Consider the following 18,509-nt stretch of genomic DNA (forward strand, 5'->3'; position numbering starts at 1 on the left):
GCGAAGCGCCGGCCCATGATCAGCCGGCGTCATCCAGCCCGATGGCGCGCAGCCGGGCACGTTCCTCGTCCCAGCCCTGGCGCTCCTTGACGTTGAGGAACAGGTGGACGCGGCGCTCCAGCAGCTTCTCCAGCTCGGAGCGCGCCCGGCGGCCGATCTCCTTCACGCGGCTGCCGCCATCGCCGATCAGGATGGCCTTCTGCGTGGCGCGGCCGACATAGATGGTGCAGTCGATCCGTACCGAGCCGTCGCGCCGCTCCTGCCACTGCTCGGTTTCCACCGTGGTGTGGTGCGGCACCTCCTCATGCGTCTGGCGCAGGATCTGCTCGCGCACGATCTCGGCCGCCAGCATCCGCTCCGGCAGGTCGGAAAGCTCGTCCTCCGGGAACAGCCAGGGGCCGTAGGGCAGGCGGGCGGCCAGGGCGGTCATCAGCCGGTCGAGGCCATCGCCTTTCTCCGCGCTGATCATGAAGGTCTCCTCGAAGGAGAGCTGCTCGTTCAGCGTGGCGGTCAGCGGCAGCAGGCGCTTGGTGTCGATCAGGTCCGACTTGTTCAGCACCAGCCAGATCGGCACCTTGGAGCGCTTGAGCACGGAGATGATGGACTGCACCGCCTCCGTCATGCCCGCGCGGGCATCGACGATCAGCAGTGCCACGTCCGCGTCCTGCGCGCCTTCCCAGGCGGCGGCGACCATGGCGCGGTCCAGCCGGCGGCGGGGCGCGAAGATGCCGGGCGTGTCGGTCAGCACGATCTGCGTCCGGCCCTGCATCACCACGGCGCGGATGCGGAAGCGGGTGGTCTGCGGCTTGGGCGAGACGATGCTCACCTTGCTGCCGGCCAGCCGGTTCACCAGGGTGGACTTGCCCGCATTGGGCGCGCCCACCACGGCGACGAGGCCGCAGCGCGTGGGCTCCTCCCCCTCGGCGGGGGTGGCGGGAGCGGGTTCGGGGGAGATCTCGGTCATGTCTTGTCGCGTCCTGCCAGCCAGGCCTCGGCCGCCGCCTGTTCGGCCGCGCGCTTGGATTCGCCACGGCCCTCCGCCTCGCGCCCGCCAGCGCGGACGGCCACGACGAAGACCGGCATATGGGAAGGCCCCGTGGTCGAGACCAGCCGGTATTCCGGCAATCCCTCGGCGCGGCCCAGCGTGTGTTCCTGCAGGCGGCTCTTGGCGGACATGGGCGGCGTCGGGTCCGCCTCCATGAAGGCGGCCCATTCGCGGCGGACGAAGCCGCGCGCCACCTCCAGCCCGGCATCGAGGTAGAGCGCGCCGATCAGCGCCTCGGTCGCGTCGGCGATGACGGTGCCGCGGCCGCGCAGGCCCGTGCGCCCCTCGGCAGGCGGGATGCGCAGCGCGGCGGGCAGGCCGATCGCCTCGCCCACCTTGGCCAGCGTGTCGGCCGCCACCAGCACGGAAAGGCGCTTGCCCAGCGCGCCCTCGCGCTCGTTCGGGAAGCGCTCGGCCAGCCACTCGGCCATCACCAGGGCCAGCACGCGGTCGCCCAGGAACTCCAGCCGCTCGTTGGAATCGAGCATGCCGCGCTTGGGGTCGGCCGCGGAGCGGTGCGTCATCGCCTGCGACAGCAGCGCCGGGTCGGTGAAGCGGTGGCCGATGCGGGACAGGAAGACCGCCCCGTCCGGCAGGGCGGGACCGGCCTTGCTCATGCCTGCCGCTCCCTCACCGCACGCCCGAGAAGAGGCGGTCCCAGCGCACCGCGAAGGGCCAGGCCCACACCTCCCACCACGCGGCCGAGCCATCGACCGAGAAGAAGATCATCTCGGCGCGGCCCACCAGGTTCTCCACCGGCACGAAGCCCACCGCGTTCATCTCGCGGCTGTCGAGGCTGTTGTCGCGGTTGTCGCCCATGGCGAAGACATGGCCGGGCGGCACCACGAACTCGGCCGTGTTGTCGTAGTGCCCGTCATCCGAGGCTTCCAGGATCTCGTGCCGCACAGGCGCGGCGCCGGCCGAGGCGGGCAGGGTCTCGCGGTAGCGGCGCACCGTCATGCGCGGGCCATCGCCTTCCACCGTGTAGGGGCCGAGCCCCTCGCGCGGCACTTCCTGGCCGTTGAGAAAGAGCTTGCCGCCGCGCATCTGGATGCGGTCGCCGGGCAGGCCCACGATGCGCTTGATGTAGTCCGTGCTGTTGTCGCGCGGGAACTTGAACACCGCCACGTCGCCGCGCGCCGGCATCGAGCCGAAGATCCGGCCCTGGAACAGCTCCGGGCTGAAGGGCATGGAGTGCCGCGAATAGCCATAGGCGTATTTCGAGACGAACAGGTAGTCCCCCACCAGCAGGGTGGGGATCATGCTGCCCGAAGGGATGTTGAAGGGCTCGAAGGCAACGGTCCGGATGCCGACGGCGATAAGCCCGGCATAGACCACGGTCTTGATGCTTTCGAGCCAGCCACCGGTTTTCTTGGTCATCGGATGGTGTGCGCGAGGCCCTGCTTCGGTACGCCGCGCCAGCCGCCGCGACCCAGGAGGGGGGTAGAGCGCGGGGCGGGGTGTGCTGTCAAGGAAGGGCAGCCGCCGGCAGGGGCGCCGCGCCCGCCCCGGCGGCGCCCGGAAGGCCGAAGGCGCCGGCCAGCAGGCGCAGCGATGCCCGCCGCGCCGCCGGGTCGTGCACCGGGGTCAGGACCGCCACCTCGGCGGCGCCCAGCTCGGCCGCCAGCGCCTCCAGCCGCTCCCGCACCTGCGGCGCCGTGCCGATGATGGCGCGCGCCTGCATCCGCGCCAGCTTCTCCCGCTCCGCCTCGGTGCAGGGATGGGCCTCGGCCTCTTCGGGGCTCGGCAGGGGCGGGTAGATGCCGCGGTCGCGCGAGAGGCGCCACAGGGCGCGGGAGGAGAAGAGCCGCGCCGCCTCCGCCTCCGTGTCCGCGCAAAGGGCGAAGACGGCGATCGCCGCGTGCGGCGCCGGCAGCCGTCCCGCCTCGGGGCGGAAGCCCTGGCGGTAGAGCGCCATCGCCTGCCCGGCGCCCGCGCCATCGGTGATGAAGTGCGCGAAGCAGTAGGGCAGGCCGAAATAGGCGGCGAGCTGCGCGCCATAGTCGGAGCTGCCGAGCATCCACAGCTCCGGCCGCGTCGGCACCTCGGGCTGGGCGCGGATGTCGCGGAAGGGGTGGCTCGCCGGCAGCCCCTCGCCGAGCCAGCCCAGCAGCTCCTGCACCTGCGCGGGGAAGCGGTCGCCCTGGCCGAGCAGGCCCTGCGCGGCGGCGGGGTTCAGCGCATAGGCGGTGCGCCCGTCGCTGCCCGGCGCCCGGCCGACGCCGAGATCGATCCGCCCCGGCGCGATCGCTTCCAGCACGCGGAACTGCTCGGCCACCTTCAGGGCGGCGTAGTGCGGCAGCATCACCCCCGCCGAGCCCACGCGGATGCGCCGCGTGGTGGCGGCGATGGCCGCGATCAGGATCTCGGGTGCGGCGCCGGCATGGCTCTGGCTGTTGTGGTGCTCCGCCAGCCAGTAGCGGGCATAGCCCAGCGCATCGGCGTATTGCGCCGCCGCCAGGGTTTCGCGGATCGCCGCGCCGGCATCGCGGCCGGAGGCGATGGTGGACTGGTCAAGGATGGAGAGGACGAGGGCCATGGCGTCAGGGTAGCGTCTCGCCGTCGCACGAAAAGGAAAAGCTGTGATGGAGGAGGATCGGGCCAGTCGCGCCGTCGCCGCGGCGCATACATCCGTGATGCGCCAGCAATTCGCGCTGCTGCGTGCCGCCCGCTGCCCGGCGGTGCGGGGGCCGGAGCGGATCTGGTGCTTCCTGGAGGCGGTGCGGGCTGCCCATGGCGGCGTGCGGCTGACGCAGAAGGATCTCTACGCGATGAGCTCCGGCATGCTGAGCATGGCCACGCTTTCCCGCGCCGTGGCGGATGGGGTGGAGCATGGCTATCTGGTGCAGCGCCCGGCGCCGGAGGACAACCGGGTGCGGCTGATCGAGCCCACGCCCCTCGGCCTGCGCCGGCTGGCGCAGATGGCGCCCGGCGCGCTGGAGGAACTGCGCGACGCCCTCGCCGAAGCCGACGGCGCGAGGGGCGCCCCCCAGGGCGAGCCGCCGGGCGGGTGAGGCCGGCGGGTGGCGCCATCCGGGGCGAGGGCGCTCCGGATGGCGGGATGCCGGAGCGGCTTCCGCCGCTCAGCCGGCGGCGCGCGGCGGGGCGGAAGGGTGGGCGCGCGCGGGGTGGCGGTGCGGCTCGTGGTCCAGCGGGCCTTCCACCAGCCAGTCCGCTCCCTCGGCGGTGGCGAAGTCCGGCCCGAGAGGCGCCTTGCCGGCGCCGCCGGGCAGGTCCAGCACATAGGCAGGCCAGGCCAGGCCGGTGAGCCGCCCGCGCAAGGCGCGCAGGATGCGGCGCCCTTCCGCGATGGGCACCTCGAAGCGCGCCGTGCCGGGGGCGCGGTCGAGCTGGTGCAGGTAGTAGGGCTTCACCTGCGCGGCCAGCATGGCGCGGAACAGCGCCTCCAGCGCCTCTGCGCTGTCGTTCACGCCCCGCAGCAGCACGCTCTGGCCGAGCAGCGCGACGCCCGCGCGGCGCAGGCGGCGCAGCGCATCGAGGGCGGGTGCCGCGAACTCGCGCGCATGGTTGGTATGGACGCACAGGAACAGCGCCTTCTCGCTGTCCAGCGCCTCGGCCAGCGCGGCCGTCACGCGCCCCGGCGCCGAGACCGGCACGCGCGAATGCAGCCGGATGATGTCGAGATGCGGGCTGGCCGAGAGGCGCGCCAGGATGTGCCGGAGGCGGCGGGGCGAGAGCATCAGCGGGTCGCCGCCGGTCAGGATCGCCTCGCGCACCGTAGGCGTGGCGGCGAACCAGTCCAGCGCCGCCTCCAGCTCCGCCTCGGACAGCAGACCGCCATCCGGCCCCACCACCTCGCGCCGGAAGCAGAAGCGGCAATAGACGGGGCAGGCCAGCAGCGGCTTGAGCAGGGCGCGGTCGGGGTAGCGGTGCACCACGCCCTTCACGGGGGTGAAGGGAGCGTCGCTGGTCGGGTCGCTGCGCTCCTCGGGGAGCGTTTCCAGCTCGGCGATGTCCGGCACGTATTGCCGGGCGATGGGGTCGGCCGGGTCGGCGGGGTCGATCAGCGCCCGCACCACGGGGGTGATGGCGATGGCATAGGTGGCCGACAGCCGCTCCAGCCCCGGCGCGGCCTCGGGCGGCACAAGGCCCGCCTCCACCAGTCCGGCGGCGTCGCGCAGGGTGCGGGGCTTCAAAGGAGCGGAACCATCAGGCATGGTCGCGCGCCTTACGCCCGGAGGCCGCGCCGCCGCAATGCCCGATCCCGCATCCCAGCCCCACCGCCCGGCATGGCACCCCGAAAGCCTGGCGCGCCGCCTGCCGGTGCTGCGCCGCCGCGCCGGCCTGATGGCGCAAACGCGCGCCTTCTTCGCGGCGCGCGGCTACACGGAGGTGGAAACCCCGGCCCTGGTGCCGGCGCCGGGCATGGAGGTGCACCTCGCCGCCTTTCGCAGCGAGTTCCGCCCCATGCTGGGGGAGGGCGGCTTTCCGCTCTGGCTGCGCACCTCGCCGGAACTGGCCATCAAGCGGCTGCTGGTGGCGGGGTGCGGGCCGGTGTTCGAGCTGGCGCGGGTGTGGCGCAACGGTGAGGTCTCGCCCCGCCACTCGCCCGAGTTCACCATGCTGGAATGGTACCGCCCCGGCGCCACCCTGGACGCGCTGATGGACGAGACGGAGGATTTCTGCCGCGCCGTGCTGCCGCCGCGCATCGCCTGGGAAGGGGTGGAGACCGACCTCGGCCAGCCCTTCGAGCGGCTGACCGTGGCCGAGGCGTTCCGCCGCCACGCCGGCGGGCTCGACATCCTGTCCACCCTGGATGCGGCGGGCGAGGGCGACGCCGCCGCGCTGCACGCGGCCGCGCGCGGGGCCGGCATCTCCCCGCGCGAAGGCGAGAACTGGGAGGATCTGTTCTTCCGCATCCTGCTGGAACGGGTGGAGCCCGCGATCGGGCGCGGGCGCGCCACTTTTCTGACCCACTGGCCGGCCCCGCAGGCCGCCCTGGCCCGGCGCGACCCGGCCGACCCCCGCGCGGCGCTGCGCTTCGAGCTGTTCATGGCCGGCATCGAGCTGGCCAACGCCTTCGACGAGCTGACCGACGCGGAGGAGCAGGCCGCCCGCTTCGCCCGCGACCTGGCCGAGCGGCAGCGCCTGTACGGCGAGGGCTGGCCGGTGGACGCCGATTTCCTCGCCGCCCTGGCGCGGGGCATGCCGCCCACCGCCGGCATCGCGCTCGGCTTCGACCGGCTGGCCATGCTGGCGGCGGGCGCGGACAGCGTCGCGGACACGCTGTGGCTGGGCGGCTGGCCCTATCCGCCCGGGCCACGATCCTGAGCGCGGGCGGCGCTGGCATGGGCAACGGGGACGAGACGCAGGAGAGGGCAGGCGCCGCTTCCTGGCCCACCGCCCATGAGGGCGGGCCGCGCTACCGGCCGCTGCTGGGTCCGGAGCAGCTTCGTGTCGCGCGCTGGCGGCGGCTGGGCGATGCCTGGGCCCGGCTGGCGGCGCCCCTCCGGGGCCACGCCCTGCTGTTTCCCCGCCGCCTCGACGCTGCCCTGGCCGCGCTGCGGCGGGGTGCCTCCGCCGTGCCGCCCCGGCTGGAGGAGGCGGAGCACTATTTCGGCGCCGGGCTTCTGGTGTGGGTGCCGCCGCGCCGCCTGTGCTGGCAACTGCTCGACGTGGTGACCGATGGGCGGCGGAGCTTCCGGCTGGCGCACCGCTTCCTGGATGCGGGCGACTGGTCCGGCGCCGCCGAACCGCTGGCGAGCAGCGTGGTGCATCTGGAGATGGCCGCCCTGTGCCAGCCGGGCACGGCCTACCGGAACAGCGGCGTGTACCGCTATATGCTGGAGCGCGCGGCGGCGGGGCAGCCCGAGCGGCGCAACGGGGTGGCGCTCGCCACGCCGGCGCTGGTGGAGGCGTACTTCACCCACTACGCCGCGCTGCGCGACGGGATGCGGCGGGAAGGCTACCGCCCGCGCCATGCCCTGCCGCCGGCGCCCGCCCATGCGCTGCGCGGTGTCGGTGCCGAGCGGCGGGAAGGGGAGGCGGGGCTGGCCATCGGACCGCGCGGGGAGGTCCTGCGCCTGCTGGGCGGCCGCCACCGCACGGCCCTGGCGCAGCTGCTGGACCTGCCGGCCATGCCGGGACGGGTGCGGCTGGTGCATGCCGCCTGGCTCGCGGCGGAGGCGGAGCGGCTCGGCCTGCCCCCGCACCGGGCGCTGCCGGAGGCCCTCGCCGCGTTGCAGGCGCGGCTGCGGGAAGGCTGATGGAAGGGGCGGCTTAGAGCATCTTCTGATCGGGTGAGGATGCTCCTGAAGACAATGTGCTAGAGCAATTGCCGCGAGCCAGGGCGAACGGAAACTGCTCTAGCCGCCCGGCACCAGCACGGAGCGCGCGGCGGCGTATTCCTCCAGCGGGCGCCAGGCGCCGCCGGTCAGCACCTCGCTCGGATGGAAGCGGGCCTTGTAGGCCATCTTGCGGCTCTGCGGCACCCAGTAGCCCAGATAGACATAAGGCAGCCCCAGCTCCACCGCCCGCCGCACCAGCCACATGACGATGAAGGTGCCGAGCGAGCGCTTCTCCATCTCCGGGTCGTAGAAGGAATACACGGCGGAAAGGCCGTCGCTCAGCCAGTCGGTCAGGCAGCCGCCGAGCAGCCGGCCATCGGCGTCGCGAAACTCCACCAGCCCGGTGGTGATGGGCGTGTCCTCCACCATGGCGCGGTAGTCGTAGAAGCCCATCGCCGCCATGTCGCCGTCCTGGTGGCGGCCGCGCTGGTAGCGCTGGAACAGCGAGAACTGCTCGGCCGTGGCGCGCGCCGGGGCGGGGTTGCCCTGCACCTCCGCATTGGCGCGGGCGACCCGGCGCTGGGTGCGGTCCGGCAGGAAGCCCGCGGCATCGATGCGGATGGGGATGCAGGCCTGGCAGCCCGGGCAGACCGGCGAATAGGCGATGTTGTGGCTGCGGCGGAAGCCCGCCCGCGAAAGGCGGTCATGCAGCGGCTCGGCATCGGGGCCGGTCAGCTCGGTCACGATCTTCCGTTCCAGGCGGCCGGCCAGGTAGGGGCATGGCAGCGGCGCGGTGGTGTAGAAGAATTGCGGGCGGCGGGTGGAGCGGTGCAGCATCTGTTCCCCTACTTTCCCCGCCGGCGCGGCAGGATGCAACGGTGGATGCGCGCCCACCGCCCTGTCATTCCCGCCCCGCATCGGTTTGCAAGCCAGAGGGAGAGCCAGAGGGAGAGCCAGCGGAAGAGTCGGCGGGGGCGAGGGTGAGCTGGCCGCCGGCCTGCTCCGGCACCGCGCCGAGGCGCAGCAGCCTCGCCCCATCCGCCGCCCGCCCCGCCCATAGCGCCGCCTGATCCCCCCAGTGGCGGGACAGCGGATGGCCCGACTGGCCGGTGGCGATGACGGCCCAGGCCCCGTCCGGCGAGGCGAGGTCGAACACGGCGCGCAGGCCCGGACCATGCACATGGCGGAAGCTGCGGTCCGTCCCGCCGCGGTTGACCGTCTCGCCATCGCCGGGGGTGGGCAGGCTGAGGCTGCTCCAGCGCCCGAGCAGCGGCACGAAGCGCAGCAGCGGGTGTTCGAGCTGCGCCGCATGCGCGTCGCCCCACCGCCAGGCGGCGGGGTCGGGGCCGAAGCGGGCCACCAGCTCCTCCACCGCCTCGGTCAGCGCGGCGGCGGCCAGCGCGGCGCAGGCGCCGCCGGGGGCGAAGGCCGAGGCGGGGCGCGGTGTGCCGGCCTCGGCGGCGGGGCGGCACCAATGGGCGCCCCGCCCGTCCGGATGCAGCACGAAGCGCAGGAACTCCGAGGTGGCGGGCCAGCCGCCTTCCGGCACGCCGCCATGCGCCAGCGCCATGCGGGCGGCGAGCTTCCACCACGCATTGAAGATCAGCGGCTGCGGCCGGTCCGGCGCCATCTCGCCTTCCCAGCCCAGCAGCAGGTCGCGCGCCGCGCCGGCATGGCCGGCGGGGCGGGGCAGGGACAGCAGCACCGGCAGCACCTCCCGCGCGAAAAGGCTGACGGCATCCTGCTGGATCACCGCCTGGTCCTGGGGCGTGTGGCGCCCGCGCTGCGCCAGCAGCGCGTGGATGCGGCGGAAGCGCCAGTCGCCGTGCCAGTCCCGCCCGAGATAGGGGCCATCCCCTTCCGGCTGCACGCGGTTGTTGGCGTTCACCAGCACGCCGCTGGCGGGCGCTTCGGCGTGCGGCAGCGCATCGAAGGGGACGAAGCCGTCCCAGTCGTGGCTGCCGTCCCAGCCGGGGGCAGGCTGGCCGCCATCGCCCGCGCGGCGCAGCGGCACGCGGCCGGTGAGATACATGCCGATGCCGCCTGCCGCATCCGCCACCATCAGGTTCTGCGGCGGCGCGGTGATGCGTGCTGCCGCCGCCCGCGCCATGGCGAGGCTCGTGGCGCGGTTCAGCGCGTGCAGCCCCGCGGCGGCGCTGTCGCCCGGCTCCAGATTGGCCATGCGCACGGCGAGCACCGTGCCGGGGGGCAGGTCTCCCTCCAGGCCAGGCCCCTCCAGGTCGGAAACCACGGGGCCGTGCCGCGTCTCGCGCACGCGCAGGCGCTGCGGCTCCTCCCCGCGTATGGCGATGCTCTCCTCCCGCAGTGTGAAGGGGCGGGGCCCCTCGGGCGTCTCGTAGCCATCGGCGCCGGACAGGCGCTCGACGAACACGTCCTGGGTGTCGGAATGGGTGGTGGTGAAGCCCCAGGCCAGCCGCTCGTTGCGGCCGATCACCATGAAGGGCACGCCCGGCGCGGTGGCGCCGGCCAGGAAGCGGCCCCCCGGCAGCTCGATGCGCGCCAGGTACCACAGGATCGGCGCCTGGAAGCCCAGATGCGGGTCGGAGGCCAGCAGCGCGCCGCCGCTCGCGGAGCGGTCCGGCGCCAGCGCCCAGGCGTTGGAGGCGATGCTGGGCAGCGGCGCGTCCTGCGGGAAGCGCGGCAGGGCGGCGGCGAGGCGCGCCATCCGCTCCGGCTCCAGCGCCGCGCGCCGGTCGGGCTGGCCATCGGGGCGGCCCGGCGTCTCGTCGGCCGGCCACAGTTCCGCCAGCCGCTCCGGCGGCAGCAGGCCGGCGAGCCGGGCGCGGTCGATCTCGGTGCGCCAGTTGTTGGAAAGCCACAGCCCCATGGTCTTGGCCCAGAGCAGGGAATCCGCCGGCTGCCACGGCTCCGGCACGCCGAGCGCGATGAACTCGGGCGCGGCGAGGCGGCCGCGCGCCGCGATCCAGGCGTTCACGCCCTCCGCATAGGCTTCCAGCATGGCCCGCGTCCCGGGCGGCAGGGCGGCGAGGTCGGCCTCGGCGCGCTGGCGCAGGCCGAGGGTGCGGTGGAAGCGGTCCAGCCGCAGCGCCACGCGGCCGGCGATCTCGGCCAGGCGGCCGCTGGCGTTGCGGCGCATCAGCTCCATCTGGAACATCCGGTCCCGCGCGTGCAGCCAGCCCAGCGCGCGCGCCGCATCCAGCTCGGTCTGGGCGGTGATGCGGGGAATGCCGTGGGCGTCCTCCACCACCTCCACCGCAGCGGAAAGGCCCGGCAGGCCGATGCGCCCCTCGCGCGGGGGCAGGCTGGCCCAGAGCAGCCCGCCCGCGCCGAGGCCGGCGAGGACGAGGATCAGGGCGGCGGCGATCAGGCCGCGGCGGAAGAAGCGGCGCAGCCGGCCGGGGCGTCTCTGCATGGCTTCCGATGTAGGGCAGGACGCGGCGCCGCCACAGCCCGGCTTGCGCCCCTTCGCGGCTGCGTGAAGAGTGGCGCCATGCGCCGAACCCCCGAGAACCGCGCCGCCGCCACGGCGCGCGGCCAGCAGGCCGAGGAGGCCGTGGCGGCCCGGCTGGAAGCGTCGGGATGGGTGGTGCTGGCGCGCCGCCACCGCGGCCCGCGCGGCCGGGAGGCGGGGGAGATCGACCTGATCGCCGAGCGGGAAGGGCTGCTGGCCTTCATCGAGGTGAAGGCGCGGGCCGAGCTGGCCGGCGCGGCGCTGGCCCTCGGCCCGCGCCAGCGCGCCCGGCTGATGGCGGCGGCGGAGGGCTGGATGGCCGCCCATCCCGGCCATGGCGCGGCCGGGGTGCGGTTCGACGTGGTGCTGGTGGACGGCGCCGGGCGGATGCGGCGCATCATGGATGCCTTCCGCCTGGAAGGCTGAGGCCCGGCTCCCGCCCGGCCCGTCGCTTTGGCTCAGGGAACCAGCCGCACCGCCGCGATGATGACGACGGCCTGCGCGTAGGGGTACTCGTCCGTCATGGTCAGGCTGATCTGCGCGCCGAAGCCCTGCGGCGTGATGGCGTCGAGCCGCTTGGCCGCGCCGCCGGTGAGGCGCAGCGAGGGCTGGCCGCTCGACAGGTTCACCACGCCGAGGTCGCGCCAGAACACGCCCTGGCGGAAGCCGGTGCCGAGCGCCTTGGAAACCGCCTCCTTGGCGGCGAAGCGCTTGGCGTAGGTGGCGGCGCGCAGCTTGGGGGTGCGCGATTCCGCCTTCTTCCGCTCCAGCGGCGTGAAGACGCGCTCCAGGAAGCGTTCGCCATATCGCTCGATGGAACGCTCGATGCGGCGGATGTCGACGATGTCGTTGCCGAGGCCGATGATCATGCGGAGGCTTTAGGACAGATTCCCCCCCCGCAAAATCACTTCGGCAAAATCATCCGCTTCGCGTCACCGCTTGCGCACGAACTCGGTGCGCAGCACCAGCCCCTTGATGCTCTCATGCCGGCAGTCGATCTCCTCCGGGTCGTCGGTGAGGCGGATCGAGCGGATCACGGTGCCCTGCTTCAGGGTCTGGTTGGCGCCCTTCACCTTCAGGTCCTTGATGAGGGTGACGGAATCGCCGTCGGCCAGCGGGGTGCCGGCGGCGTCGCGGGCCTGGGGCCGCGCGGCTTCCGCCGCGGCGGCCACCTCGCTGGCCGGGCGCCATTCGCCGGCGGCCTCGTCATAGACATAGTCTTCGCTGTTGTCGGCCATCTCCGGCTCCTCGCAAGAATGGCGGGGGTTCTCCCCGCGGGGGGAGCCGGCGGCAAGGGCTCAGCCCTTGCTGCGCTCCACCTGGATGATGCCGGGGCAGGCACGCAGCGCCGCCACCACGTTGGACAGGTGGCGCAGGTCGCTCACCTCCAGGTCCACCACCACCTCGGCATAGTCGGCGGCGCGGTGGGCGAAGCGGAGGTTGTGCAGCTTGCCGTTCTGCTTGGCGATGACCACGGCCATGGCGGCGACGGCCGCGTCCTCGTTCGCCGTCACCACGTCGAGCCGGCCGAGATGGGCGCCGCCGGAGCCGGCCTCGTAGTCCCAGTCGATGTCGAGGAAGCGCTCGGGCGTGGCGGAGAAGGCCTCGAGGTTGTTGCAATCATGCTTGTGCACCGTCACCCCCTTGCCGGTGGAGACGATGCCGACGATGCGGTCCCCCGGCACGGGGTGGCAGCAGCCGGCGAACTGCACCGCCATGCCGGCGACGAGGCCGGTGATGCCGGAGCTGGCCTCCCGCCGCCGTTCCGGGCGCATGACGGTGGCGCCGGGCTTGCCACGGGCACGGGCCAGCGGCAGGTGGTCCATCGGCCGCGGCGGGCCGCGCAGCTCGGGGATGGCGGCGTGCAGCACCTCGCGCGCCGAGAGGTTGCCATTGCCGACGGCGACGCACAGCTCCTCGAAGCCCGGCTGCTTGAAGGCCTTGATGGCGGTTTCCAGCAGCTTCTCGGAGAATTCCAGCCCCTCCTGCCGGAAGGCCTTGGCGATGGCGCTGCGCCCCTGCTCCTGGAATTCCGTGCGCTGCCGCGCCATGACGAAGCGCTTGATGCGCGCCTTCGCCTTGCCGGTGACGACGAAGCGCTCCCAGGCCGGGTTCGGCGTGCCGCCGCGCGCGGTGATGATCTCGACCTGGTCGCCATTCTCTAGCTGGTGGCGGAGCGGGACGATGCGGCCGTTGATCTTGGCGCCGACGCAGGCATCGCCCACCTGGCTGTGCACCTGGTAGGCGAAGTCGATCGGCGTGGCGCCGCGCGGCAGGGCGATCAGGTCGCCCTTCGGCGTGAAGCAGAAGACCTGGTCCTGGTGCAGGGCGAGCTTGGTGTGCTCCAGGAACTCGCCCGGCTCGGCGGCCGATTCCAGGATCTCCAGCAGCTCCCGCACCCAGGGATAGCGGCGCTGCTTCGGCACCTCGGCGGCGGGGCTGCCGCCCTGCTTGTACATCCAGTGCGCGGCGACGCCGTATTGGGCGATCTCGTGCATCTCCGGCGTGCGGATCTGCACCTCGATCTTGGCGTTGCGCCGCTCGGGCACGGTGACGCCGGTGTGCAGCGACTGGTAGCCGTTGGGCTTGGGCGTCGAGATGTAGTCCTTGAAGCGGCCCGGGACCACGCGATAGGCCGAGTGGATGGCGCCCAGCGCCGCGTAGCAGTTCGCCTTGTCGGTGGTGACGACGCGGAAGGCCATGATGTCCGAGAGCTGCTCGAACTCGACCTTCTTCTCGTGCATCTTCATCCAGATCGAGTAGGGCGACTTCTCGCGCCCCGTCACCTCGATCACCGGCACCTCGGCGGCCTTCAGCTTGGCCTTCAGGTCGGTGGCCACATCGTCGATCAGGTCGGCGCCCTGGCCGCGCAGGAAGGCGAGGCGGGCGGTGATGGTCTGGTAGGCGTCGGGCTGCAGCTCGCGGAAGGAGAGGGATTGCAGCTCCGTCTTCACCGCGTCCATGCCGATGCGCTCGGCCAGCGGCGCGTAGATCTCCATCGTCTCGCGGGCGATGCGGGCGCGGCTTTCGGGCTTCGGCTTGAAGTGCAGCGTCCGCATGTTGTGCAGACGGTCCGCGAGCTTGACCAGCAGCACGCGGATGTCCTCGCTCATGGCGAGGACCAGCTTGCGGAAGTTCTCCGCCTGCTTGGTGCGTTCTGACTGCAGCTCCAGCCGGGTCAGCTTGGTCACGCCATCGACCAGCCGGGCGATGTCGGCGCCGAAGCGCTTCTCCAGCTCCGCCAGGCTGAAGGCGGTGTCCTCCACCACGTCGTGCAGCAGGGCGGTGGCGATGGTCGCGGTATCGAGCCTGTAGCCGGCGAGGATGCCGGCCACCGCGAGCGGGTGGGTGATGTAGGGCTCGCCATTCTCGCGCGCCTGCGAGGCATGGGCGGTGGCGGCGATGTTGTAGGCGGATTCCAGCAGCGCCACATCGGCGCGCGGGTCATAGGCCGCGACGCGGCGGGCCAGTTCCGTGCCTGGGGTTTCCACCGGCGGCGGCGGCGCGGGCACGGCGATGGCGGGGCCGGCCGGCAGCCCCTCGGGCGCGCGCGGCGCCGGGTGGATCTTCTGCCCGACGCCCGGTTTCAAGCGCGCCCCCGGCTCAGCGGCGGCCGCCGCCGCCGAGCTCGGCGGCGATCGCCGCCTCGATGTCGTCGGGCGACAGGTCCTCGAGGCCGCCGGCCTCGGGCGCGTTGTCCTCGCTGACATCCATGACGCCGAAGATGTTCTCGTCGGTGGCGATGAGGTCGATCACCTCCTCCTCCACCGGCTCCGGCTCCGGCGCGCGCAGCAGGGACTTGATCAGGTCCTCCTGCAGCGCGTCCAGCTCCACCGTCTCGTCGGCGATCTCGCGCAGGGCGACGACGGGGTTCTTGTCGTTGTCGCGATCGACCGTCAGCTCCTCGCCCCGGCTGATGTTGCGGGCGCGCTGCGCGGCGATCAGAACCAGCTCGAAGCGGTTCGGGATCTTCAGGATGCAGTCTTCGACCGTGACGCGGGCCATGGGCGGCCTCCAACTCAAATTCTGTGCTGAACGCCTGAAATAGCCATCGCAACTGCGAATAGCAAGCTGTTGGCGCCTTTGTGCGGCCCCTGGACAGGCTCCGCCACCCCTTGCGGCCGGCGCCCCGGACCGGCCCCGTCCTGGCGCATCTGCATTGCTTCAGATCGGGCGCATCTGCGCCGGGGGCAGCGCCTCCAGCAATTCCTCCACGCCGCGGCCCAGGCGCGGATGCACCCAGCCCGGCGCCACCTCGGCCAGCGGCTGGAGCACGAAGCGGCGCAGATGCGCGCGCGGGTGGGGCAGCACCGGGTCCGGCGCCTCGCGCAGCAGCGCGCCGCCATCGCCCATGGCGATGATGTCGAGATCCAGCGTGCGCGGCGCGTTGGGATAGGGGCGCTGCCGGCCGGCCGCCCGCTCCAGCGCCTGCAAGGCCGCGAGCAGGGCCTCGGGGCCGATGCCGCCCGAGCAGCGCGCCACGCCGTTCACATACCAGGGCGAGCCGGGCAGGGGCGGCTCCGGCGCCGTTTCCCACCAGCGCGAGACCCCTTCCAGCCGCAGGCCGGGAATGGCGTCCAGCGCGGCCGCGGCGGCCTCGCAGCTGGCGCGGGGCGCGCGGCCATCCGTGCCGGGCAGGTTGGCACCGAGCGCGATCAGGATCATGCGGAAGGCTCCGGCTGGGCGTTGCCGCCCCCGCATGCCACGGAAGCGCGGGGCGGCGGAAGGGCAGGGGTGGCGGCCTCAGGCCGCCCGCACCTGGTCGCGGCCGCCATGCTTGGCGGCATAGAGCGCCGCGTCGGCCCGGTGGATCAGGGCTTCCAGCGATTCGCCGCGCTGCCAAGCCGCCACGCCGCCGCTTACCGTCACCGCCAGCGGGCGGCCCTGCCAGGTGATCGGGCTTTCCGCCTGGGCGGCGCGGATGCGCTCGGCGATGGCGCGGCCCTCCACCACGTCGCAGCCGGGCACCAGCAGCATGATCTCCTCGCCGCCATGCCGGCCCAGCAGGCCCTGCGGCCGGCACAGGCGGGTGGCCAGGCGGCAGAAGCTGACCAGCGCCGCATCGCCGGCATTGTGGCCATGCGTGTCGTTGAGCTGCTTGAAGCGGTCGAGGTCGAACAGCACCAGCGCGAAGCCGGGGCCGCCATGCTCGGCCCGGGCCAGCACCTGCGCCGCGCGCTCGGCGAAGCGGCGGCGGTTGAGCAGGCCGGTCAGCGGGTCGGTGCCGGCCAGACGGTCCAGCCGGTGGTTGGCGGCGCGCAGCTCCCGCGTGCGCTCGTCCACCAGCCGGGTCAGCTCCCGCTGGCGGTGCCGCAGATAGGCGGTGCGGCCCTGCACCAGCCCCATCACCGCCATGCCGCACGCCATGAGCGCCAGGAGGCCGAACCAGGAGCTCTCGAACCAGCGCGGCGGGATGGCCAGGACCAGCGAGGTCTCGGCCGCCGGGCCGGCGCTCACCGGCCCGGTCCAGGCACGCACCTGCAGGCGGTGCAGCCCGGGCGGCAGGCGCTCGAAATTGGCCGCCGGGTCCTCCGGGTTGGCCTCGGTCCACTCCTGGTCCAGCTCGGCCAGGCGGTAGGCGTAGCGGGTGCCGGCGGGCGCGCGGAAGTCCATCAGCGCGAACTCCACACGCAGCCGGCGCAGGCCGGAGGGCAGGTCGAGCCGCGCCCCGGTGGTGGGCGCGAGGCCGGGCGGCATGGCGCGTCCCTCCAGCGCCATGCCGGTGAAGCCGATGCGGGGCGCCGGCCGCGCCTGCTCCGCCCGCCAGGGCAGCACGATGGAAAGCCCGCCCAGCCCGCCGAACAGCAGCTCGCCCCCCGGCAGCCGCGCGGCGGCGCGTTGCACATAGGTGCGCACCCGCTCCCCGTCGCGCATGGTCAGTACGCGGGCGGGGCCGCCATCGGCCGGGATCATGCTCAGCCCGCGCGCGGTGGAGGCCCAGATCCGGCCCTTCGCATCGGCCAGCAGCGCGGCCACGCTGTTGTCGCTGAGGCCATGGCGGGTCGTCAGGGCGCGGAAGCGCGGCGCCTCGCCCGGTGGCGGCGGCCAGCCGGACACCACGCCGATGCCGCCGCCGAAGGTGCCCACCCAGATCCGCCCGCGCGTGTCGAGCAGCACAGGCCCCACATTGTCGTGCGGCAGGCCGTCGGGCCGGGCGGGGTCGTGCCGCAGGCTGAAGGGCTCCGTGGCGCCGGGCGGGAAGATGCTGAGCCCGCCCGCGGTGCCCACCCAGGTGCCGGCGACGCCCAGCCGGTCGATGCCGCGCACCGGCGTGTCCGGCAGGCCGCTGCCGGCTGCCGCGCCGCGCTGCCAGCGGCGCAGCACCCGCCCGGCCGCGTCCAGCCGCAGCAGGCCCTCCTGCGTGCCCACCAGCAGCTCGCCGCTTTCCATCGCCAGGGCGTTCACCACCTCCCCCTCCACGGCCGGAAAGGCGGAAGGCGTGATCTCCAGGCTGTCGCCGTCAATGCGCGCCACGCCCCGCGCACCGGCCAGCATGCCGCCATCCGGCAGCGGCAGCAGCGCCTGCACGTCGCGCGCCGTCTGCGGGTCCTCGAGCTGCAGGCGGCGCAGCTCGCCGGTGGCGGGGTCCAGCATGTCGATGCGGCCCTGCCCGAGGCCGAGCCAGGCGCGGCCCCGCCGGTCCACGGCCACGCTGTAGACGTTCTGGTCCGACAGGGTGCGCGGCGAGAGCGGCGAGGGCAGCACCGAGAGCACCGCCTGCCCCTGGGTGTCGTGCCGGTTCACGCCCCGCTCGGTGGCGGCCCAGACATTGCCCGCGCGGTCGCGCAGCAGCGCGCGCACCACGTCGCCTGACAGCGAGACGGGCAGGGCGGGGTCGTGCTGCAGCAGGGCGGGCGTCCGCTTGCCTTCCGCGACGATGATGCCGATGCCGTCGGTGGAGGCCCAGAGCGTGCCGGGGGCGGGTTCCAGCAGCGCGGTGACGGTGCGGCCCCCGGCCAGCCCCTGCCGGCCGGACAGGCCGGGGCGGAGATGGACCACGCCCTCCTCCACCCAGCCCAGGCCGCTGCGCCCCGTGCCGAACCAGAGCCGCCCCGCGGAGTCGCGGAGCAGCGACCACACCTCGTCGCGCGCCATGTCCTGCGCCAGGGCGCTGCCGGCCCGCGGCCAGCGGAACGCCGCCTCGGTGGGGATGCGCCGGCGCAGGCCCGTGGCGGTGCCCACCCAGAGCGTGCCGTCGGCCTCCTCCAGCACGGAAAGGGCGGCGGTGCGCGGCCAGCCGGGCACGGGCTCGGCGGCCTCCGCGCCGGCCGGCCAGAAGGCGAGCCCCGCCTCGGTCGCCACCCAGGCACCGCCGTCCCGCCCCGGGGCGAGGGCGAAGACCCGCTTCCATCCGGCCTCCTCGTCCGGCGGGGCGATGGCGATGAAGTCGCCCGTTTCGGGGTCGAAGCGCGCCAGCCCGCCCGAATGGGTGCCGACGAGCAGACCCCCCTCGGGCAGGGCGAGCAGCGCCCGCACATGATTGTCCGGCAGGCCGCCCCCGCCTTCGGGCCGCGCCACATAGGGCTGCACCCGGTAGCCGTCATGCCGCGCGAGGCCACCCAGCGTGCCGATCCAGATCGCGCCCTGGCGGTCCTGCGCCAGGGCGGTGGCGGTCTCGTGCGGCAGGCGGCGGGCGGCGGCGATCGGCTCGAACACCCGGGTGGCGAAAGCCTCCCAGGGCGAGGCGGCCGCGGCCGGCAGGGGCCCGTGCAACGCACCGAGCGCGAGCAGGCACGCCGCCAGCCACCGCAGGACGCAGCGTGGCAAGATAGGGGATCCCGGC

At 73.9% G+C, this 18,509-nt stretch carries 17 protein-coding genes; 4 read left to right on the forward strand and 13 right to left on the reverse strand.

Features of this window, described 5'->3' with window-relative positions:
• Window positions 1-19: 19 nt before the first annotated feature.
• From era to CR162_RS00200, 4 genes are all read right to left on the reverse strand, one after another.
• Window positions 20-964 (reverse strand): GTPase Era, encoded by a 945-nt coding sequence (era, locus tag CR162_RS00185; RefSeq protein WP_099093521.1) that lies wholly within the window; start codon window positions 962-964, stop codon window positions 20-22.
• Window positions 961-1,662 carry a ribonuclease III gene (rnc, locus tag CR162_RS00190; protein WP_099093522.1) on the reverse strand — a complete coding sequence of 234 codons (702 nt, stop codon included), beginning with the start codon at window positions 1,660-1,662 and terminating at the stop codon, window positions 961-963. Before rnc ends, era begins: the two co-directional genes overlap by 4 nt.
• A gap of 13 nt (window positions 1,663-1,675) precedes the next feature.
• Window positions 1,676-2,425 carry a signal peptidase I gene (gene lepB, locus CR162_RS00195; protein WP_099093523.1) on the reverse strand — a complete coding sequence of 250 codons (750 nt, stop codon included), beginning with the start codon at window positions 2,423-2,425 and terminating at the stop codon, window positions 1,676-1,678.
• 88 nt (window positions 2,426-2,513) lie between these two features.
• Window positions 2,514-3,584, reverse strand: a complete 1,071-nt coding sequence (locus CR162_RS00200; protein ID WP_099093524.1) for an LLM class flavin-dependent oxidoreductase — start codon at window positions 3,582-3,584, stop codon at window positions 2,514-2,516.
• Window positions 3,585-3,630: 46 nt separating this feature from the next.
• On the opposite strand from CR162_RS00200, the gene CR162_RS00205 reads away from it, so the two are divergent.
• The gene (locus CR162_RS00205) at window positions 3,631-4,059 is read left to right on the forward strand and encodes a MarR family winged helix-turn-helix transcriptional regulator (protein ID WP_099093525.1); all 429 of its coding nucleotides are present in this window, start codon (window positions 3,631-3,633) and stop codon (window positions 4,057-4,059) included.
• Window positions 4,060-4,128: 69 nt separating this feature from the next.
• On the opposite strand, the gene CR162_RS00210 is transcribed toward CR162_RS00205, so the two are convergent.
• Complete coding sequence (locus CR162_RS00210) at window positions 4,129-5,223, reverse strand: lysine-2,3-aminomutase-like protein (protein WP_099093526.1); 1,095 nt, start codon at window positions 5,221-5,223, stop codon at window positions 4,129-4,131.
• Window positions 5,224-5,260: 37 nt separating this feature from the next.
• On the opposite strand from CR162_RS00210, the gene epmA reads away from it, so the two are divergent.
• Entirely contained in the window at window positions 5,261-6,337 is a 1,077-nt protein-coding gene (epmA, locus tag CR162_RS00215) for an EF-P lysine aminoacylase EpmA (protein ID WP_099093527.1), read from the forward strand.
• Between the two features lie 17 nt (window positions 6,338-6,354).
• A complete protein-coding gene (locus CR162_RS00220) occupies window positions 6,355-7,272 on the forward strand; it encodes a hypothetical protein (RefSeq protein ID WP_099093528.1) in 918 nt (305 codons plus the stop codon).
• A 99-nt stretch (window positions 7,273-7,371) separates the two neighbouring features.
• Here the strand turns inward: CR162_RS00220 and CR162_RS00225 are convergent, their stop codons facing one another.
• On the reverse strand, window positions 7,372-8,130 hold the full coding sequence (locus CR162_RS00225; RefSeq protein WP_099093529.1) for an arginyltransferase: 759 nt from the start codon (window positions 8,128-8,130) through the stop codon (window positions 7,372-7,374).
• A gap of 64 nt (window positions 8,131-8,194) precedes the next feature.
• Complete coding sequence (locus tag CR162_RS00230; protein WP_099093530.1) at window positions 8,195-10,687, reverse strand: penicillin acylase family protein; 2,493 nt, start codon at window positions 10,685-10,687, stop codon at window positions 8,195-8,197.
• Between the two features lie 78 nt (window positions 10,688-10,765).
• On the opposite strand from CR162_RS00230, the gene CR162_RS00235 reads away from it, so the two are divergent.
• Window positions 10,766-11,152: a YraN family protein gene (locus CR162_RS00235; protein ID WP_099093531.1), complete on the forward strand. Its 387-nt coding sequence runs from the start codon at window positions 10,766-10,768 to the stop codon at window positions 11,150-11,152.
• A gap of 32 nt (window positions 11,153-11,184) precedes the next feature.
• On the opposite strand, the gene acpS is transcribed toward CR162_RS00235, so the two are convergent.
• The 6 genes from acpS to CR162_RS00265 form a co-directional block, all read right to left on the reverse strand.
• Complete coding sequence (gene acpS, locus CR162_RS00240; protein WP_099093532.1) at window positions 11,185-11,595, reverse strand: holo-ACP synthase; 411 nt, start codon at window positions 11,593-11,595, stop codon at window positions 11,185-11,187.
• Window positions 11,596-11,658: 63 nt separating this feature from the next.
• Complete coding sequence (locus CR162_RS00245; protein ID WP_099093533.1) at window positions 11,659-11,964, reverse strand: alkylphosphonate utilization protein; 306 nt, start codon at window positions 11,962-11,964, stop codon at window positions 11,659-11,661.
• A gap of 60 nt (window positions 11,965-12,024) precedes the next feature.
• Window positions 12,025-14,316, reverse strand: coding sequence for a RelA/SpoT family protein (locus tag CR162_RS00250; RefSeq protein ID WP_408887441.1), 2,292 nt, complete (start codon window positions 14,314-14,316; stop codon window positions 12,025-12,027).
• 13 nt (window positions 14,317-14,329) lie between these two features.
• Window positions 14,330-14,731, reverse strand: a complete 402-nt coding sequence (rpoZ, locus tag CR162_RS00255; RefSeq protein ID WP_099093534.1) for a DNA-directed RNA polymerase subunit omega — start codon at window positions 14,729-14,731, stop codon at window positions 14,330-14,332.
• Window positions 14,732-14,890: 159 nt separating this feature from the next.
• Entirely contained in the window at window positions 14,891-15,391 is a 501-nt protein-coding gene (folK, locus tag CR162_RS00260) for a 2-amino-4-hydroxy-6-hydroxymethyldihydropteridine diphosphokinase (RefSeq protein ID WP_099093535.1), read from the reverse strand.
• 78 nt (window positions 15,392-15,469) lie between these two features.
• Complete coding sequence (locus CR162_RS00265) at window positions 15,470-18,493, reverse strand: ligand-binding sensor domain-containing diguanylate cyclase (RefSeq protein ID WP_141563049.1); 3,024 nt, start codon at window positions 18,491-18,493, stop codon at window positions 15,470-15,472.
• Window positions 18,494-18,509 lie beyond the last annotated feature (16 nt).

The organism is Teichococcus rhizosphaerae, assembly GCF_002631185.1.
Lineage (GTDB): Bacteria > Pseudomonadota > Alphaproteobacteria > Acetobacterales > Acetobacteraceae > Pseudoroseomonas > Pseudoroseomonas rhizosphaerae.

Coding starts and splice junctions, on each gene's coding strand:
- era (WP_099093521.1), bottom strand. CDS start 964: ATGACCGAGATCTCCCCCGAACCCGCTCCCGCCACCCCCGCCGAGGGG.
- rnc (WP_099093522.1), bottom strand. CDS start 1,662: ATGAGCAAGGCCGGTCCCGCCCTGCCGGACGGGGCGGTCTTCCTGTCC.
- lepB (WP_099093523.1), bottom strand. CDS start 2,425: ATGACCAAGAAAACCGGTGGCTGGCTCGAAAGCATCAAGACCGTGGTC.
- CR162_RS00200 (WP_099093524.1), bottom strand. CDS start 3,584: ATGGCCCTCGTCCTCTCCATCCTTGACCAGTCCACCATCGCCTCCGGC.
- CR162_RS00205 (WP_099093525.1), top strand. CDS start 3,631: ATGGAGGAGGATCGGGCCAGTCGCGCCGTCGCCGCGGCGCATACATCC.
- CR162_RS00210 (WP_099093526.1), bottom strand. CDS start 5,223: ATGCCTGATGGTTCCGCTCCTTTGAAGCCCCGCACCCTGCGCGACGCC.
- epmA (WP_099093527.1), top strand. CDS start 5,261: ATGCCCGATCCCGCATCCCAGCCCCACCGCCCGGCATGGCACCCCGAA.
- CR162_RS00220 (WP_099093528.1), top strand. CDS start 6,355: ATGGGCAACGGGGACGAGACGCAGGAGAGGGCAGGCGCCGCTTCCTGG.
- CR162_RS00225 (WP_099093529.1), bottom strand. CDS start 8,130: ATGCTGCACCGCTCCACCCGCCGCCCGCAATTCTTCTACACCACCGCG.
- CR162_RS00230 (WP_099093530.1), bottom strand. CDS start 10,687: ATGCAGAGACGCCCCGGCCGGCTGCGCCGCTTCTTCCGCCGCGGCCTG.
- CR162_RS00235 (WP_099093531.1), top strand. CDS start 10,766: ATGCGCCGAACCCCCGAGAACCGCGCCGCCGCCACGGCGCGCGGCCAG.
- acpS (WP_099093532.1), bottom strand. CDS start 11,595: ATGATCATCGGCCTCGGCAACGACATCGTCGACATCCGCCGCATCGAG.
- CR162_RS00245 (WP_099093533.1), bottom strand. CDS start 11,964: ATGGCCGACAACAGCGAAGACTATGTCTATGACGAGGCCGCCGGCGAA.
- rpoZ (WP_099093534.1), bottom strand. CDS start 14,731: ATGGCCCGCGTCACGGTCGAAGACTGCATCCTGAAGATCCCGAACCGC.
- folK (WP_099093535.1), bottom strand. CDS start 15,391: ATGATCCTGATCGCGCTCGGTGCCAACCTGCCCGGCACGGATGGCCGC.